The organism is Lacibacterium aquatile (genome assembly GCF_042683105.1).
In the GTDB taxonomy this organism is placed as follows: Bacteria; Pseudomonadota; Alphaproteobacteria; order Elsterales; family Elsteraceae; genus Lacibacterium; species Lacibacterium aquatile.
Window position 1 is genome coordinate 113,664 of the sequence record NZ_JBHUIP010000013.1, and the last position, 15,472, is coordinate 129,135.

Annotated in this window: 19 protein-coding genes; 12 read left to right on the forward strand and 7 right to left on the reverse strand. The window is 61.7% G+C overall.

The features are described 5' to 3' along the window. Positions 1-9 precede the first annotated feature (9 nt). From ACFSM5_RS15650 to ACFSM5_RS15685, 8 genes are all read left to right on the forward strand, one after another. Complete coding sequence (locus ACFSM5_RS15650; RefSeq protein ID WP_379877421.1) at positions 10-561, forward strand: head-tail connector protein; 552 nt, start codon at positions 10-12, stop codon at positions 559-561. Then, complete coding sequence (locus ACFSM5_RS15655; RefSeq protein ID WP_379877422.1) at positions 558-923, forward strand: phage head completion protein; 366 nt, start codon at positions 558-560, stop codon at positions 921-923. Before ACFSM5_RS15650 ends, ACFSM5_RS15655 begins: the two co-directional genes overlap by 4 nt. Further along, a complete protein-coding gene (locus tag ACFSM5_RS15660; RefSeq protein ID WP_379877423.1) occupies positions 920-1,483 on the forward strand; it encodes a phage tail terminator protein in 564 nt (187 codons plus the stop codon). The genes ACFSM5_RS15655 and ACFSM5_RS15660 overlap by 4 nt, the downstream gene beginning before the upstream one ends. Positions 1,484-1,498: 15 nt before the next feature. Further along, positions 1,499-1,699, forward strand: a complete 201-nt coding sequence (locus ACFSM5_RS15665; protein WP_379877424.1) for a DUF2635 domain-containing protein — start codon at positions 1,499-1,501, stop codon at positions 1,697-1,699. Positions 1,700-1,702: 3 nt separating this feature from the next. Beyond that, positions 1,703-3,163, forward strand: coding sequence for a phage tail sheath subtilisin-like domain-containing protein (locus ACFSM5_RS15670; protein ID WP_379877425.1), 1,461 nt, complete (start codon positions 1,703-1,705; stop codon positions 3,161-3,163). Positions 3,164-3,311: 148 nt separating this feature from the next. Continuing rightward, positions 3,312-3,695, forward strand: coding sequence for a phage tail tube protein (locus tag ACFSM5_RS15675; RefSeq protein WP_379877426.1), 384 nt, complete (start codon positions 3,312-3,314; stop codon positions 3,693-3,695). Between the two features lie 139 nt (positions 3,696-3,834). Next, a complete protein-coding gene (locus ACFSM5_RS15680; protein ID WP_379877428.1) occupies positions 3,835-4,110 on the forward strand; it encodes a hypothetical protein in 276 nt (91 codons plus the stop codon). Positions 4,111-4,118: 8 nt separating this feature from the next. Then, on the forward strand, positions 4,119-4,238 hold the full coding sequence (locus tag ACFSM5_RS15685) for a hypothetical protein (RefSeq protein ID WP_379877726.1): 120 nt from the start codon (positions 4,119-4,121) through the stop codon (positions 4,236-4,238). Between the two features lie 41 nt (positions 4,239-4,279). Here ACFSM5_RS15685 and ACFSM5_RS15690 read toward each other — a convergent pair whose 3' ends face one another. The 4 genes from ACFSM5_RS15690 to ACFSM5_RS15705 are packed head-to-tail and all read right to left on the reverse strand — an operon-like array spanning position 4,280 to position 7,492. Then, entirely contained in the window at positions 4,280-5,071 is a 792-nt protein-coding gene (locus ACFSM5_RS15690; protein ID WP_379877429.1) for a hypothetical protein, read from the reverse strand. A gap of 14 nt (positions 5,072-5,085) precedes the next feature. Continuing rightward, positions 5,086-5,880: a hypothetical protein gene (locus ACFSM5_RS15695; RefSeq protein ID WP_379877430.1), complete on the reverse strand. Its 795-nt coding sequence runs from the start codon at positions 5,878-5,880 to the stop codon at positions 5,086-5,088. Positions 5,881-5,894: 14 nt separating this feature from the next. Continuing rightward, positions 5,895-6,686, reverse strand: coding sequence for a hypothetical protein (locus tag ACFSM5_RS15700; RefSeq protein ID WP_379877431.1), 792 nt, complete (start codon positions 6,684-6,686; stop codon positions 5,895-5,897). Between the two features lie 14 nt (positions 6,687-6,700). Further along, the gene (locus tag ACFSM5_RS15705) at positions 6,701-7,492 is read right to left on the reverse strand and encodes a hypothetical protein (protein WP_379877432.1); all 792 of its coding nucleotides are present in this window, start codon (positions 7,490-7,492) and stop codon (positions 6,701-6,703) included. Between the two features lie 37 nt (positions 7,493-7,529). Between ACFSM5_RS15705 and ACFSM5_RS15710 the strand changes: the two genes are divergently transcribed. Together ACFSM5_RS15710 and ACFSM5_RS15715 are read left to right on the forward strand one after the other, a co-directional pair. Continuing rightward, positions 7,530-9,665, forward strand: a complete 2,136-nt coding sequence (locus tag ACFSM5_RS15710; RefSeq protein ID WP_379877433.1) for a hypothetical protein — start codon at positions 7,530-7,532, stop codon at positions 9,663-9,665. Between the two features lie 23 nt (positions 9,666-9,688). After that, positions 9,689-10,789 (forward strand): phage baseplate assembly protein, encoded by a 1,101-nt coding sequence (locus ACFSM5_RS15715; protein ID WP_379877434.1) that lies wholly within the window; start codon positions 9,689-9,691, stop codon positions 10,787-10,789. A 17-nt stretch (positions 10,790-10,806) separates the two neighbouring features. Here ACFSM5_RS15715 and ACFSM5_RS15720 read toward each other — a convergent pair whose 3' ends face one another. Beyond that, a complete protein-coding gene (locus ACFSM5_RS15720) occupies positions 10,807-11,346 on the reverse strand; it encodes a hypothetical protein (protein WP_379877435.1) in 540 nt (179 codons plus the stop codon). Between the two features lie 237 nt (positions 11,347-11,583). Between ACFSM5_RS15720 and ACFSM5_RS15725 the strand changes: the two genes are divergently transcribed. Beyond that, positions 11,584-11,772, forward strand: a complete 189-nt coding sequence (locus ACFSM5_RS15725) for a hypothetical protein (protein ID WP_379877436.1) — start codon at positions 11,584-11,586, stop codon at positions 11,770-11,772. Here ACFSM5_RS15725 and ACFSM5_RS15730 read toward each other — a convergent pair. After that, positions 11,769-12,602: a hypothetical protein gene (locus ACFSM5_RS15730; RefSeq protein WP_379877438.1), complete on the reverse strand. Its 834-nt coding sequence runs from the start codon at positions 12,600-12,602 to the stop codon at positions 11,769-11,771. The genes ACFSM5_RS15725 and ACFSM5_RS15730 overlap by 4 nt on opposite strands. A 144-nt stretch (positions 12,603-12,746) precedes the next feature. Beyond that, entirely contained in the window at positions 12,747-13,580 is an 834-nt protein-coding gene (locus tag ACFSM5_RS15735; protein ID WP_379877439.1) for a hypothetical protein, read from the reverse strand. Here ACFSM5_RS15735 and ACFSM5_RS15740 point away from each other — a divergent pair. Continuing rightward, complete coding sequence (locus ACFSM5_RS15740) at positions 13,579-15,432, forward strand: hypothetical protein (RefSeq protein ID WP_379877440.1); 1,854 nt, start codon at positions 13,579-13,581, stop codon at positions 15,430-15,432. The two genes, ACFSM5_RS15735 and ACFSM5_RS15740, sit on opposite strands and share 2 nt — an antisense overlap. Positions 15,433-15,472 lie beyond the last annotated feature (40 nt).

The following is a 15,472-nucleotide window of genomic DNA, read 5'->3' on the forward strand; positions in this document are numbered from 1 at the left end:
AATGGGAAGATGCTGGAAACCATCGAATTTCCCGCTATCGAACCTGTCTCTCTAGCGGATGCCAAGGCGTACCTGCGCATCGAACATGATGCCGAGGATGGCTTGATCGAAAGCTTGATCCAGGCGGCACGGCAGCTGTGCGAAGTGACGGTGCGCAAGCGCCTGATCCGTCAGCGGCTGCGGCTGGTGAGCGATGATCTCTATGCTGTTCATCGCCTGCCTGCAGGTCCCGTGCGGCAGGTGGAGACGGTGGCGGTGATCAATGTCGCCGGGATCACGGAGGTCCTGCCGGAGGCCGATTATATCGTTTCGGGGGATCGGTTGGCCTGCGTCACCCGCTGGCCCAATCCCCGGCGCCCTGTCGGTAGCTTCCGCGTCGATTATGAGGTCGGCTTCGGCGAGGCCCCGGAGGATGTCCCGCAACCGCTTCGCCAGGGTATCCGTATGCTGGTTGCCCATTGGTACGAGCATCGGGAAGCGGTGCAGACCGTGGCGCAGCCAACGGTTCTGCCGATGGGAGTGGCAGCCCTTTGGGCGCCATTCCGGCCGGTGCGCCTATGAAGACCGATATCGGCATGTTGCGGGAGCGCATCGTGCTGGAGCGGGCGAGCGACGATCCTGCACCGGGTGGGCGAATTGCCCGAACCTATGAACCGTTGGCGACGCTCTGGGCAGGGCTGACCCCGGTCTCCGGTACGCAGGAGCATTTGGGGCAAACTGTGGGAGAGGGGGCCAAACGCCCCACCATGCGCGCCGTCATCCGCCTGACGCCCTATCTGGAAAGCCTGGGCCCCAAGCGCCTCGATACCTTCATCCATTGGCCCCGCCAGAACCGGCGGTTCCAGGTGGCGGGAGCAGAAGAGCGCTGGGCCGGGGGGCATTTTTTGGCAATCGACCTTATCGAGCAGGGGGCCGCATCATGATGAATGTCCTGATCGATCGCCTGCGGGCCCTGGCAACCTCCTTCGACCAGCGGGTCGCCGGGGCGGCGGATGAGGCGGGGGTGCTGTCGCAGCAACTGGCCGTGTTGCCCGCCGCCTTCGTCCATCCGGTGGAAGACAAGGCGGAAGCGCCCATCGGCGACTATCACCTCTGCCAGCATCTGGCCCAGCGCTGGGCGGTGGTTGCGGTGCTGGATGCGACGGCAGATCCGCTGGGATATGCCGCCGCTGCCGATGGCTTCGGCATCATCCGCAGCGAAGTCTGGCGTGCGCTGCTGGGCTGGCAACCGTCGGGCGACTGCGGCCCGGTTCACTATATCGGCGCCAAAGTACTGAAACGCGATGCCGCCCGCCTTTGGGTCGGCTTCACGGTCGAGGTCCCGAAGCTGCTGACCGACGACGCAGGCTATGGCCCACCGGCCAACCCCGACGATCCGGTGTTCGATGCGGGCCTCGTCCCGTTCGAGCGGATGGCGCCTGCCTATCGAATTGGAACCACGACGGTTCCGATGGCGGAAGACCTGATTCTTCCCCCGCAATAACCAAAGGAAAACGAGATGTTTCTTATCCCGGCGCCGGATGCCTCCGGCGTTTCCGGCGCGCGTCTGCGCGTCATCGATCCTGCATCCGGCCGCCCGCTCCCCGAGGGCGGGACCGAGGTCGCTCTGACCCCCTATTGGCGCCGCCGCCTGAGCTGCGGCGACGTCCTGACCGGCGCCCCGCGTCGCCGGTCCAAAAAAGCCACTAACCAGGAGTAGCCTATGATCGTTTTCAACGAGATCCCGGCTGGGATCCGCACGCCCTTCACCTATGTCGAATTCGACGCTAGCCGTGCCACCGGCGGGGTCCCGCAGTATCCGTCGCGCCTGCTGGTGCTGGGGCAGGCCAAGAGCCAGGCGGTCGGCACCGTCGGCGTGCCGACCCGCATTACCCGTGACGACCAGTTGCTGGCCTTCGGCGCAGGCAGCCAACTGGCCCATATGCTGAGCGTGGTGCGCCAGAACAACGCCTATACCGAGACCTGGGCGCTGCCGGTCGGTGACCCGGACCAGGGTATCGCTGCCGTCCAGACCCTGACCTTGACGGGCGCTGCCACAGAAACCGCCCTGATGACCCTGTGGATCGGCGGTCGACGGGTGCAGGTCCGTATCGATAAGGGCACCACGGCTGCCGAGGCTGCGACTAAGATTGCGGCAGACCTTGCGACGGCAACGACGCTGGCGGTGACTGCATCGGCATCGGGTGCGGTCGTGACTTTCACCGCCCGCCATCTGGGCGCGCTGGGCAATGACATCGATATCCGCACCAGCTTCTATCCGGGTGAGCGCCTGCCTGCGGGCCTGACCGCCGTCATTGCGCAGACCGTGGTTGGTGCCGGTACGCCGGATCTGGCCGATATCCTGGCCGTTCTGGGCGGCGAGCAGTACGAGTACATCGTCCAGCCCTGGACCGAGAGCGGCTTTATGGCCGACCTCGAAGACGAGCTGGTGCGCCGTGCCGGTCCGACCGTCATGCGGGAAGGCATCTGCTTTACCGCCAAGCGCGGCACGCTGGGCGAACTGACCAGCTGGGGCGATGCCCGCAACTGCCAGTTCGTTTCGGCCATGGGGGCTTATGCCTCGCCGACCCCGTCCTACGAATGGGCGGCGGCCTATGGCGCGATTGCGGCCTTCCAGCTGCCGATCGATCCGGCCCGTCCGATCCACACCCTCAGCCTGAAGGGCGTGCTGCCCCCGGCACCGACCGATCGCTTCACCCAGCAGGAACAGAACATCCTGCTGCATCACGGCATCGCCACCTGGATGGTGTCGTCGGACGGCGAGGTGCAGATCCAGCGCGAGATCACGACCTTCCAGAAGAACGCCTGGGGCCAGCCCGATGCCGCCTGGCTGGATGTGCAGACGCCTGCGACGCTGGCGTTCCTGCGCAAGGACATCCGCTTCCTGATCGAAACCCGCTTCCCGCGTCACAAGCTGGCCAGCGACGGCACCCGCATCCTGGCGGGGCAGCCGATCGTCACCCCGACGCTGATCAAGGATGAGCTGATCGCCCGCGCCAGCCTGTGGGAGGGCATGGGCCTCGTCGAAGGCATCGAGCAGTTCAAGCGCGAGGTCGTGGTGGAGCGCAACCAGGGCGATGCCAACCGCGTCGACGCGATCATCCCGACCAATATCGTCAATCAGTTCCGGGTCTTCGCCGGACAGTTGCAATTTATCGTATAGCGCGCTCGTCCGGATGCGATCTGCGTCGTTGCTGCGCTGCTCGGATCCTCACGTACAGACGTACGCTCCGGTCCTGTGCTGCTAGCGCCTAGCATACCGCATCCGGCCTTCTCGCTTGAGCGCTCCCCTTAAATCTGAAGGATCGAACATGGCTGATACTAATTTGGCGACCGATCGCGTTATCGGTAAGGCCCGCGTTACCGTCAATGGCGAGGTGCTGCGCACCGAAAAGGGCGTCGACCTGACGCTCGCCGGGGACGAAATCAAGGAAATCGAAGGCGACTATGAAGCCGGTTTCACGACCGAGTTCAAATCTGCCGAACTGACTTGCAAAATCATGGTGAAGCCGGGCGATGGCCTGCAGCGCTTCGTCGGCATGGCGGGGGCGACCGTCGTGGTCGCTTTCGACACCGGCCTGCGCTACGTGCTGTCCGAAGCCCGCCAGAACAACCGCCCGAAAATCTCGGGCAAAGACGGTGGCGCGGTGGAACTGAAATTCACCGCCCAGCGCTGCGAGGAAATGCTGGCTTAGCAAGTTGGCCCTCGCCGGGCGGGTGCATCCGCACCCTTGGCCGCAGCCTCAATGGCTGCCGTTAGACAGTTTCTGGCGAAGGCGAAGGGGGAGCCGAGAGGCTTCCCCTTTTTCATGACCCACACATCAGGAAGATGCCATGAGCGATATCGTCACTTACGAATTGAAATTCCCCATCCAGTTCACCGCTTCCCGCTATGTCGACCAACTGGTCTTCAAGACCAGTCTGAAGGTGCGCGACTATAAGCGCCTCGATCAGGCAACCGGGGCCATCGAGCAGGTCGCCCTCACCCTGGCTTTGCTGGCGGGTGAGCCCATCGAACTGATCGACGCGATGGATACTGAGGACTTCCAGGGAGCCATCAAGCAGACGCGCCCTTTCTTGAATCGCCTCCTCGGCAATGGCGAAGCCTGACGGCCGATATCGCTGCAGTCCTCCATTGGCCGCTGGAGACGATTGAGAGTCTCGATACCGCCGAGTTCATCGCCTGGCATGGCGCCGCCGTTGATCATCTCAACCGCGTGCGGCCGGTGAGGGCGTAATCTGGAGCACTCCCGGTGCAAACCGGGAGTGTTTTTCCTCGTTAGAACTTTGAGTTCTGGTAGGCCCTGCGGAGGGCGAACATATTTTTGTTGCCGGAGGTGCAGAAGAGGGTTTTGGCATTTTCGGGGGCGTCGCAGAAGGGGATGAAAATCCCCCGGACGGTTCGGGACAGGTCGTTGATCTGGATGAGCGTCACGTAATCCAGAAGATTGGCCGTCGGTCCTGCATTCAGGAAGGCGGTACGGCGATAGTGGATCTGGATGCACATCTCGTTATCGCGGGTGCCTTGGAAGGATTCGCAGGCCCCCGCGATCGGGCCGCCGACTTCCCAGTCGGTCTTACGGGCGGCGTGGCGTTCCTTCAGGTAAACCTGATATTCGGCCCAATCTGTTGGCGTTAGCAGTCCGATGCGCATATCGGCGCTGTCGATGGGATAGTTGCGGGCGGCGAGCCCATCGGCGACGGCGGTGGCGTTGGCGATAAAGCCTTTGACCGAGAAAGGTTGGGTGCGGATGCGGCTCTGCTGGATCGTCAGCATGAGACCGGCGTTCATCGGACCGCCATTCTCGGAGAGATAGTCCGCCCAATATTTGTCGGTGGATCCGCCCCGGATCTTCTCGGTCAGTTCCCAGATAAAGAGATCCGGGTGGCTGCGTTGATAGTCCAGCACAGAGAAAAAGGCGGGCCATTTAGGTGGCATCCAACCCGCAGACTGCTCGGCGGGAAAGTCATATCGCCAGACGGTACGGGAGACGGTGCCATCCCCTAACTGTGCCTGGGCGCCGCCGGTCAGCATTACCAGAAATCCCAGAATCAAGGCCGTCAGACGCACGGTGTTTTTCCCCGCTAGAACTTTGAGTTCTGGTAGGCCCTGCGGAGGGCGAACATGTTTTGGTTGCCGGAGGTGCAGAAGAGGGTTTTGGCGTTTTCGGGGGCGTCGCAGAAGGGGATGAAAATCCCCCGGACGGTGCGGGAGAGGTCGTTGATCTGAATGAGTTCGACATAGTCCAGAAGGTTGGCTGTCGGTCCTGCATTGAGGAAGGCGGTGCGGCGATAGTGGATCTGGATACACATCTCGTTATCGCGGGTGCCTTGGAAGGATTCGCAGGCCCCAGCGATCGGGCCACCGACTTCCCAGTCGGTCTTGCGGGCAGCGTGGCGTTCCTTCAGGTACACCTGATATTCGGCCCAGTCTGTCGGCGTCAGTAGTCCGATGCGCATATCGGCACTGTCGACGGGATAGTTGCGGGCAGCGAGCCCATCGGCGACGGCGGTGGCGTTGGCAATAAAGCCTTTGACCGAGAAGGGCTGGGTGCGGATGCGGCTCTGCTGGATCGTCAGCATGAGCCCGGCACTCATCGGGCCACCATTCTCGGAGAGATAGTCCGCCCAATATTTGTCGGTTTTTCCGCCCTGGATCTTCTCGTTCAGGTCCCAGATGAAGATATCCGGGTGGCTGCGCTGATAATCCAATACCGAGAAGAATGCAGGGGACTTTGGTGGCTTCCAGCCAGCGGGCTGTTCGGCGGGAAAGTCATAGTGCCAAACGATCCTCGGTGGGAAGCCGCTGCCTCCTGATTGCGCCTGGGCGGCGCCGGTCAGCATTACCAGAAATCCCAGAATAAAGGCCGTCAGACGCACGGTGTTTTTCCTCGTTAGAACTTGGAATTCTGGTAGGCCCTGCGGAGGGCGAACATGTTTTGGTTGCCGGAGGTGCAGAAGAGGGTTTTGGCGTTTTCGGGGGCGTCGCAGAAGGGGATGAAAATCCCCCGGACGGTGCGGGAGAGGTCGTTGATCTGGACGAGCGTCACATAATCCAGAAGGTTGGCCGTCGGTCCTGCATTCAGGAAAGCGGTGCGGCGATAGTGGATCTGGATACACATCTCGTTCTCGCGGGTGCCTTGGAAGGACTCGCAGGCCCCCGCGATCGGGCCACCGACTTCCCAGTCGGTCTTGCGGGCGGCGTGGCGTTCCTTCAGGTACACCTGATATTCGGCCCAGTCTGTTGGCGTTAGTAGTCCGATGCGCATATCGGCGCTGTCGATGGGATAGTTGCGGGCAGCGAGCCCATCGGCGACGGCGGTGGCGTTGGCGATGAAGCCTTTGACCGAGAAAGGTTGGGTGCGGATGCGGCTCTGCTGGATCGTCAGCATGATCCAGGCGTTTATCGGACCGCCATTCTCGGAGAGATAGTCCGCCCAGTATTTGTCGGACCAACCGCCCCTAATCTGCTCGGTCAGTTCCCAGATAAAGAGGTCCGGGTGGCTGCGCTGATAGTCCAGCACCGAAAAATAGGCGGGGTATTTAGGGGGCATCCAACCCGCAGACTGCTCGGCGGGAAAGTCATATCGCCAGACGGTACGGGAGACGGTGCCATCCCCTAACTGTGCCTGGGCGCCGCCGGTCAGCATTACCAGAAATCCCAGAATCAAGGCCGTCAGACGCACGGTGTTTTTCCCCGCTAGAACTTTGAGTTCTGGTAGGCCCTGCGGAGGGCGAACATGTTTTGGTTGCCGGAGGTGCAGAAGAGGGTTTTGGCGTTTTCGGGGGCGTCGCAGAAGGGGATGAAAATCCCCCGGACGGTGCGGGAGAGGTCGTTGATCTGGATGAGTTCGACATAGTCCAGAAGGTTGGCTGTCGGTCCTGCATTCAGGAAGGCGGTGCGGCGATAGTGGATCTGGATACACATCTCGTTCTCGCGGGTGCCTTGGAAAGATTCGCAGGCTCCGGAGATCGGGCCGCCGACTTCCCAGTCGGTCTTGCGGGCGGCGTGGCGTTCCTTCAGGTACTTCTGAAACTCTGGCCAGCGTTCTTCCGTCAGCATGCCGATGCGCATATCGGCGCTGTCGATGGGATAGTTGCGGGCAGCGAGCCCATCGGCGACGGCGGTGGCGGTGGCGATGAAGCCCTTGACCGAGAAGGGCTGGGTGCGGATGCGGCTCTGCTGGATCGTCAGCATCAGACCGGCATTCATCGGCCCGCCATTCTCAGAGAGATAGTCCGCCCAATATTTGTCGGTTTTCCCACCCCGGATCTTCTCGGTCAGTTCCCAGATGAAGAGATCTGGGTGGCTACGCTGATAGTCCAGCACTGAGAAGAATGCCGGGGACTTTGGCGGCTTCCAACCCGCAGGCTGCTCGGCGGGAAAGTCATACTGCCAGACGGTACGAGGGACTGTGCCGTCTCCTAACTGCGCCTGGGCGGCGCCGGTCAGCATTACCAGAAATCCTAGAATCAAGGCCGTCAGACGCACGGTGTTTTTCCTCATACAGCTTTAAGGAGAATATATCATGTCCGGTGCGCTTCGTGCCATGGGCGAGGATATCGGTATTGCCGAGACCGTGATGCGTTATGTCGCTGGGTTTCAGTCATTGGCCCATGCGGCGCAGGAGGCGGGCGACAGCATCGGGTTGAATGTCGGACAGATGAAAGCCTGGAGCGATACCATCGCCCTGGCCCGGCCGGTGACCCGGGAGGCGGCGTTGGCGGTTGCCAGTCAGCTTGGCGCCCTGGGGGCATCGGGCAAGGAGGCGCAGGCGCTGGCCCGGGCGACCATCGATGTACAAACCGCCTGGAATACCCGCGACGCCCTGCTGGTGGGCAAGCTGAAACGTCTGAGCGATCTGGTGGGCAGCGATAAAGCGCTGGCCATGACCCTGGATGGGCTGACGGAGTTGGGCGGCAAACTGAAGGTCGACCGGATGCAACTGCTGGCGGGGGTCGAAAAAGTTGGTGCCCTGCCCGAAATGATCGGGATGCCGCGCGACCAGATGACGGCGCTGCTGTCGGGGGCGATGGTGCGCTATGACGATGAGGGCAAGGTCATCGGTGCCAGCGGTCATTCAGGGGATGAGGCCGGGAGTGCGCTGCTGAAAGCCAGTGATTTGTTGCGGAAGGTCGCGGACGGTGATGCGACCGCCATGGCGGCCTTCGATAAGGCGGGGTTGAATTCCGCTGATTATCGCGAGCGAGCGCAGGGCGATTTTGGGCAAGCTTTGATGGAAATGATCCGGGAGCTTGGCGACGATTGGGGTAAGGCCAGCGGCCGTAGTGCCAATCTGGTCGGGCTGGATTTGGCGCCGGTTCTCGGCCGCATGGCGACAAACAACAAATACCGCGATGACCGCCTCGACTCGCTGCACAAGGAGGGCGTGCTGAAGTCGGAGGCTGACCGGCAGTCGGGCCTGGCGGGCAATCAGTTCATGCAGTTCCGCACAAACTTCGTGGATGCTGCCAAGTTTCTGCCCGCCACCGTTTTGCAGGCTGCTTTCGGCCCCAGCGACAATAGCGGTCCCGTTGCGGGCGGTGAGACATCCTGGATGGGGCGGGCGGGGCAAGTCGCGGGGACTCTCGGCGTGGGTTATGTCGGATATCGCGGCATTCGGTCCTTTCTCCCCGGCAAGGGCGGCAAGGGGACTGTCGGCAGCGGAGGTAGTCCCTTGCTGGGTGGCGGTGGCAGCGCCATCGACGTGCGGGTGGTGAATTTCCCCGGCGGCGGGATGGGGGGCAATGGGCCGATGGATCTGCGCGCCGATCCTGCCGACCGGGGGAAGCCAAGCACGCTGGATAAAAACGGCAAAGACCATAAGAACGTCCTGCGGCGGGAGCCCGGCTTTGGAGCGCCGGAGGGCATCGTGCCGGAAGGACGGGCGCCGTCATCGGCCAATGCTGCCAAGCCTAGCCCGACGAGACGGGCGGGGCGCTGGGGCTTGCTCGGTGCCGGAGTCCTGGCAACCGGTGCCGCGATCTTTGGCGGTTCGTCCGCCAAGGCCGATCCGTTGGAGGGGGCCGATCCGCTGGAGGGAACAGCGGCACCCAGTGAACCGGTACCGCAGGAGGCCGATGCAGGCGGGAGCGTGATGGACACGGTCGCCTCGGTCGCCAGCATGGCCGGGAGCCTGGGGGGGAAGCTCTTTAGGCCGCTGGGCGCATTGGGGTCGGCTTTGAGCGTCGGCAGTGCCCTGCTGAAAGGCGACAACGCCGGGGCGGTGAGCGAAGGCGGCAAGGCCATCGGCGGGTTGGGCGGCGCTGCCATGGGCGCGATGGCAGGGGCGGCTATCGGATCGGTCGTGCCGGTGATCGGGACCGCTATCGGCGGGCTGGTCGGATCGGTGGTCGGCGGCATGGGCGGCGAGGCGCTGGTCGGCGGCATCGCGGACAAGATCGGCGGCTGGTTTGGCTTTTCATCCGGCGAGAAGCCGGTGGCTAAACCAGCTCAACCCGCCGAACCTGTCTCGGTTCCGCCCATGGATCGACGCGAGGAAATCGCCGCCGTTGGCCCGCCCAAGGTGGAAATGCAGGGCGCCTTGAGTCTGCGGATCGAACGCTTGCCCGCCGATGCCAAGGTCAGCGTTGTCCGTGGCGGTATCTTCAACAAGCTCACGCTGGAGCAGGCCCTGGCCGAAGGCGCGATGCCTTACGGCTGACCGATAAAGCGAAAGGACATGCGATGACTACTCCCCTGGCCCAGCCTCCGGCGCCGGAAAAGGTCGTGCTGACCGTGAATGGGCAAGAGTTCGGCGGCTGGAAAACAGTCGCGATTGTGGCCTCGACCGAAAGCACGGTTACGAACTTCTCGCTAACGCTCAGCGAAAAATGGGTTGAAGGCGGCCAGCCAGCCAAGGTGATCACCTCACCGGTCGCGGCGGGCGGTGCTGTCGAACTGACTCTGGATGGCGAAAAGGTGATGACCGGCTTTGTCGAAAGCCTCGACCGGTCTATCGAGGATGGCACCCATCAGGTGCGGATCGGCGGACGCTCGAAAACCGCCGATATCAGCGATTGCACGGTCCTGGAGACGGTCAATCTGCGTGGCACATCGGTGCGTCAATGCATCGAAACCTTGCTGAAGCCCTTCGGCATCCAACTGTCCATCAGTCCCAGCGCGCAGAATGCCTCTGCCCGCTCGGTCAAAGATTTCCACGTCAAAAGCGGAGAAACGGTCCTTGGTGAAATCAAACGCCTGTGCACCTTGCACGCGCTTCTGGTCAGCGATGGCCCGTGGGGAGATCTCATCCTTGCCGCAGTTGGCGCGCACGGCGATGCAATCACGCTCGACGCCAGCCACGACGCCATCCTCGGCGGATCGGTCAGCGTCGACCAGCAGGGACTCTTCTCGCCCGTCGTCATCTTCGGACGCAGCGGTGCGCCGACGTCTGATGGCGGCGACGCGGCTGCTCTTGTCCAAGGCCGGGCGGTAAACGGAGACGTCACCCGCTATCGGCCGATGGGCAGTTTCTCCGGTGGGGACGAGAGGTCAGGCAGCGCCACAACCCAGGCGAATTCCCTAGTTGCTCAGCAGAAAACCCGCTCGGTCACGGCCAATCTGCGCCTGGCCGGATGGCGCCGCCCGGACGGCAAGCTGTGGTGGAAAGGACAGATGGTGCATCTGGCCGATGCCCACCTAGGCTACACCGGGGTGCTCCAGATCAAGCGGTGCGAGCTGAGCCTAAGCGAAAGCGGCAGCACGGTGAGCCTGTCGCTACAGCCGCCCGAACCGCTCGATCCGGGCGCATCCCGCGATGGGCTGGATGACATGCAGCCGGATTAAGGAGCCAGAGGGCACCGTTAACGCCATCTGATGCGGAAGGTGGTGGCGATGCTGAGGCAGAATTGGGACTTGTCATCGCGGGCCCGACAGTCGTTGCGGAGGGTCTGTGCGAATTTCGGATCGGACATGACCAGCATCTTCACGAAGTCGGCGGCGGCTTTGGTTGGCTCGCGCAGATGCATGCGGCGGCGATATTCGAAGACCACACAGCGTGCGGGCGGTTGATCGCGGGAGGTTACCGAGATGACTTCTCGGCACTCTTCAATGTCTCGCATGGAGTCGGCCAAGTTCCCGGCCAGCCATCTCTTGAAGCGGTCCTGATAGATGTTCCAGACGCGATCATCGACGATCTGGACGTGATAGTGGGCCCAGTCGAGGTCGTAACCCATGTCGTAGATCTTCTGGGCAACGGCGAGGGCAGCGTCCAAGACCCGCTGAGGATTGTTACCCGGCTCCAGCACGCTCTCGCGCAGCAAAATGCCGAATTTGGCCCAACGATGCCCTCCGTAAGTGCTCAGTTCGTCGGCGGCCTCCTTCACCACGCAGGAGGGGTTCACTTGATAGACCCAAAAGACCAATCCTGGATCGGCGCGACCGTAGTCAGAGATGGCATAGCCGTCATCTACGTCCGGGTTCCAGGGGCGGGAGGGAGGGGGGGGGCGAGACGGTTTCGCATGCGCTCCGTGACCTCGGTGCGATAGTCGACTTGCTCTTTGGTCGGTTTGATCGATCCGCACGGGTCATAGCCATTTTTGTCGGGCGCTGCCTGGACCGCCATCGCCATCATCAGGTTCATGACCGCCCCGATCACAATCGGCGCGAAACAGAAGGATTTACTCATTATGGCCTCAAATTTGGGTGTGACCGGCCACTACCTGGCGTGGAGTTCCAGCCTGGAAGAGTTTCAGAAACCATCCCTTTATCTTATTCGCGACCAGATCAAAGAGCCGGTCACGGAGTATCGTCGTTGGTGTTTGCCCTAGAGTTTTCCGCCGCGTTTGGCGGTGAGGATGGATTTGCAGAGGCGTGAGGTATCGGCGCTGGCGGTGCATTCGTCTTTGAGGGACTTGGCGAAGGCGTCGTTGGAAATCGTATAGACATCGATGAAGTCGGCGATCTTGCCGCCCGGTGTCGCGAGATGTTTGGTGCGGTAATAGGTGAACTGAATGCAGCGGGATGGGACGTAGTCGCCATACTCGACAACCAGCCGCTGCTTGCACTCCTCGATATCGGCCCAGTCTTCGGGTGATCCTTTGGCGAGTTTTTCGCGGAACTGCTTCTGGAAGCTGTTCCAGACGCGGTCATCGACGACATGGACAGTGAAAAAGATGCCGTCGAATTCATACCCCATGTCGGTGATGGTCTTGCCGATCTCCAGGGCTGCCTGAACAACGCGCTCGCCATTGCGATCCGGCCCGAGGACCGACTGGGGCGCGAGCGTGTGGAAGATCCCTTCGGTGTGGCCGCCGTATTCCCGCATTTGGTCATCCGCCCGCTTCTGCGGACAGGGCGTGTAGTGGCGATAGCGCCAACTGGCGAGGCCAGGGTGAGTGCGTCCCTGGTCGGAGATGAAATAGCCGTCCTCCTCCTGCGGGTTCCAAGGCTTTGCGGGAGGGGGAGGGTATTCGATGCGAGCGCGGCCTTGGTTGCGAATGACCTCGCCCATGCGACGCATTTCTTCAGCCGGAATGTCTTCGAGTTTGCGGGTTCGGCATCGCTCGGGCTCGATCTGTTGGGCCTGTAGGTCCCCTGTCCACAACATCGTCATTAGGGCGCAGAGGAATATTTGCGCCAGAACCGGAGGTATCTTCATGCCCGAACCGTCCCTTTATCTTATCCATGACCAACTGAAAGAGCCGGTCACGGAGTATCGTCGTACTACAGAAGCCCTCTAGATCTTGTTGATCGAGTCTGGGCGCGGGCAGGAGCCTATCAAGAATCTCGCGATGGAGTTGCTTTAGAGTTTTCCGCCGCGTTTGGCGGTGAGGATGGATTTGCAGAGGCGTGAGGTGTCGGCGCTGGCGGTGCATTCGTCTTTGAGGGACTTGGCGAAGGCGTCGTTGGAGATGGTGTAGACCCCGATAAAGTCGGCGATCTTGCCGCCGGGGGTGGCGAGATGTTTGGTGCGGTAATAGGTGAACTGAATGCAGCGGGACGGGACGTAGTCGCCATATTCGACAACCAGTCGCTGCTTGCACTCCTCGATATCAGCCCAGTCTTCCGGTGATCCTTTGGCGAGTAGTTCGCGAAATTGGTTCTGGAAGCTGTTCCAGACGCGGTCATCGACGACATGGATAGTGAAGAATATGCCGTCGAACTCATACCCCATGTCGGTGATGGTCTTGCCGATCTCCAGGGCTGCCTGAATGACGCGCTCGCCATTGCGATCCGGCCCCAGGACCGACTGGGGGGCGAGCGTGTGGAAGATCCCTTCGGTGTGGCCGCCATATTCGCGCATTTGGTCATCCGCCCGCTTCTGCGGACAGGGGGTGTAGTGGCGATAGCGCCAACTGGCGAGGCCAGGGTGAGTGCGTCCCTGGTCGGAGATGAAATAGCCGTCCTCCTCCTGCGGGTTCCAAGGTTTGGCGGGGGGGGGCGGGTATTCAATGCGGGCGTAGCCTTGATTGCGATGTGTCTCGTTAATTCGACGCATCTCTTCGGGTGAAATGTCTTCGAGTTTGCGGGTTCGGCATCGATCGGGCTCGGTCTGTTGGGCCTGTAAATCCCCTGTCCACAACATCGTCATCAGGGCGCACAAGAACAGTTGCGCCAGAACCGGAGGTATCTTCATGCCTGAGCCGTCCTTTTATCTTATCCATGACCAACTGAAAGAGCCGGTCACGGAGTATCGTCGTACTACAGAAGCCCTCGAGATCTTGTTGATCGAGTCCGGGCGCGGGCAGGAGCCTATCAAGAATCTCGCGGTGGAGTTGCAAAAAGAACGCGAGGATCTGAAGGAAATTCTGGGCCAGATCCCGATCACCGACAGCGAGGGGTTGACGCTGAAGGCTGAGGCCATCCGGCAAGGTTTAAGCCCCATCGAGCAGCAGGAGTATGTGCGAACCGCTGCCAGTGCACGATTGGTCCTGGGGGCGAATATCGAGCAGATCAACGGAGCCTCGGCCGCTTTTGTCGGGGATCTGCGAAATCAGACCAGCGGTCTGAATCTCGCCATGGACCTGGCGACTATGGCGAAGGAGACGCTGAAGGCGGACGGGGGCAAGGTGCTTTCGGTCATGACCGGGGCGCAGATGTCTCTGGAAAGCCTGAACATGCAGCCGCATCAGATTGCGGCTCTCTCCATGGCTGCCATGGGCAAGTTTCGTGAGGATGGCACTTTTCGGCACAAGTATGCGTTCGGGGAGGAGCAGACGTCGGCGGCATTTCAGTCGTTGGGTGGTCTGCTGAACCGGGTCCAGGTTGGTGATGGGGAGACCATCGCTAAGTTGAGAGCGGCGGGGGTCAATGACGCGAAACTGCAAGAGGATTTGAAGACCAACCCGTCACAAGCCGTCGAAACACTCTTGGTGGCACTCCGAAAGTTGAAAGACGAGCAACTCCCCGGGCAGGCCAATCTGTTGTTCGGGGATCAGAGCGGTCCGGTCATCGCGGCGATGGCGAAGAATAATGCGGCGCTGCCGAAACTATCCGAAATGGCCGCGCAGCAGGCGGTCGGAAGCCTGTCGTCGAAGCGGGAGCAACTGGCGAAAACGGCGTCGGCGCAAGAACTGATCAAAGCCAATTTCGACGGACGCCACGCGAGCCTCGGTACGGCAGAGCGGACGAAAGCGCTCCAGAAGATCGAGGATGACGCCCCCGGTTATCTTGCCGGTGCGGCGGTCTCCATCATCGTAGAGAAGATACTGGAGCGCCTGCTCTTCGGCAGGAAAGGCAAGGGGGGCGGGCCGACTTCGGGGCCGCCAGTATCCAGGCCGCCGATCTCTGGACCGCCATCGGGGCCTTCAACGATAGGGCCGGATGTCGGGACACGGGCCAAGGAGGGGCTAGGCAGTTCGCCACCGAAGTCGTTGCCGCAGGAGAAAAATGACTTCAAGCGTCTCTATATGGACGATCATTTCCCCCCCGAAAAAGGCCCAGACGGGCGGCCATCGGTGCGAGGTGGCAGCAGAGCCATGGGCGCCGCCGCTCTGATGCTTGCCTTGATAGAATTCCTGCAAAACACGCTGCCTGATGGAGATGAGATGAGGCAGCGTGTTGAAAAAATGAATAAGGAAGAGGAGGAGCGGCGGCAGAAAGCAATCGAAGGCGCGGGTAAAGCTCTGCGGTATTGGCCACTGATGCCTTTAAGCGGGCCGGAGCCCGCCTCTGCTCGACCTAAGCGCCCGCCGTTCTTTCAAGATGCTTCCTTCCGCGCGCCGGATTTGAGCGAGCAAGCTTGGGCATCCTCCCAGCCGACTCCGTTGCAGGCGCCGGGGCCTAATCCGATCCTGCTGCAGCTGGAGGACATGGTCCGGATGCTGAATGATCTGCTCCAGGAACAGGGGACTGTTCCCACGCAACTGCGCACCATGACGGAGGAGCTGGCCTATCGCCTGCGCCCGCCCGAGGTGCCACTGCATCAACGCTTCAAAAAACTAAGCCTTGAACAGGCCCTGATGGAGGGCGCCGTGAATAATTGGTAGGCCCAGCCCTCTTTCCTGACTTCCCCGAACACCGGCCTCG

Excerpts from the sequence above, each read along its gene's own strand:
- ACFSM5_RS15650 (WP_379877421.1), top strand. The coding sequence starts at position 10 with ATGCTGGAAACCATCGAATTTCCCGCTATCGAACCTGTCTCTCTAGCG.
- ACFSM5_RS15655 (WP_379877422.1), top strand. The coding sequence starts at position 558 with ATGAAGACCGATATCGGCATGTTGCGGGAGCGCATCGTGCTGGAGCGG.
- ACFSM5_RS15660 (WP_379877423.1), top strand. The coding sequence starts at position 920 with ATGATGAATGTCCTGATCGATCGCCTGCGGGCCCTGGCAACCTCCTTC.
- ACFSM5_RS15665 (WP_379877424.1), top strand. The coding sequence starts at position 1,499 with ATGTTTCTTATCCCGGCGCCGGATGCCTCCGGCGTTTCCGGCGCGCGT.
- ACFSM5_RS15670 (WP_379877425.1), top strand. The coding sequence starts at position 1,703 with ATGATCGTTTTCAACGAGATCCCGGCTGGGATCCGCACGCCCTTCACC.
- ACFSM5_RS15675 (WP_379877426.1), top strand. The coding sequence starts at position 3,312 with ATGGCTGATACTAATTTGGCGACCGATCGCGTTATCGGTAAGGCCCGC.
- ACFSM5_RS15680 (WP_379877428.1), top strand. The coding sequence starts at position 3,835 with ATGAGCGATATCGTCACTTACGAATTGAAATTCCCCATCCAGTTCACC.
- ACFSM5_RS15710 (WP_379877433.1), top strand. The coding sequence starts at position 7,530 with ATGTCCGGTGCGCTTCGTGCCATGGGCGAGGATATCGGTATTGCCGAG.
- ACFSM5_RS15715 (WP_379877434.1), top strand. The coding sequence starts at position 9,689 with ATGACTACTCCCCTGGCCCAGCCTCCGGCGCCGGAAAAGGTCGTGCTG.
- ACFSM5_RS15725 (WP_379877436.1), top strand. The coding sequence starts at position 11,584 with ATGACCGCCCCGATCACAATCGGCGCGAAACAGAAGGATTTACTCATT.
- ACFSM5_RS15730 (WP_379877438.1), bottom strand. The coding sequence starts at position 12,602 with ATGAAGATACCTCCGGTTCTGGCGCAAATATTCCTCTGCGCCCTAATG.
- ACFSM5_RS15740 (WP_379877440.1), top strand. The coding sequence starts at position 13,579 with ATGCCTGAGCCGTCCTTTTATCTTATCCATGACCAACTGAAAGAGCCG.
- ACFSM5_RS15735 (WP_379877439.1), bottom strand. The coding sequence starts at position 13,580 with ATGAAGATACCTCCGGTTCTGGCGCAACTGTTCTTGTGCGCCCTGATG.